Here is a 479-nt window from a genome sequence, read left to right on the forward strand (position 1 = left end):
AGGTGGCGGCGAGCTCGTCGAGGCGGTCGAGGCCGGGGGCGGGCTCGGTGGGCGCCTCGGGGTCGCCGGACTGGCGCAGCAGGCCGACGGTGGCGCGCAGTTCGCCGAGCGCGTGGCGGCTGGCCTCGCGGACGTGGGCGAGGGCCTCCTTGGCCTGGTCGGGGCGCTTGTCCATGACGTGGGCGGCGACCCCGGCCTGCACGTTGACCAGGGCGATGTGGTGGGCGACCACGTCGTGCAGGTCGCGGGCGATGCGCAGGCGCTCCTCGGCGACCCGGCGGCGGGCCTCCTCCTCGCGGGTGCGTTCGGCGCGCTCGGCGCGCTCGCGGATGGCCTGGACGAAGGCGCGGCGGCTGCGGACGGCGTCCCCGCCGGTGGCGCCGATGCCGGTCCAGGCGAGGATCGCCAGGTTCTCCTGGGCGTACCAGGGCAAGGGCCCGGCGGCCATCGCGGTGCCGGTGAGGACGGTCATGGTGAGC

The 479-nt window shown here is 77.2% G+C and carries 1 protein-coding gene; it reads right to left on the bottom strand.

The window, feature by feature from the left end; genetic code table 11:
• Positions 1 to 479 (bottom strand): histidine kinase dimerization/phosphoacceptor domain-containing protein (locus LPA54_RS37315; RefSeq protein ID WP_228984889.1); only part of this gene is annotated, 479 nt, incomplete at both ends.

Origin of the sequence: Streptomyces sp. DH12 (assembly GCF_020873895.1) — a bacterium.
Classification (GTDB): Bacteria; Actinomycetota; Actinomycetes; order Streptomycetales; family Streptomycetaceae; genus Streptomyces.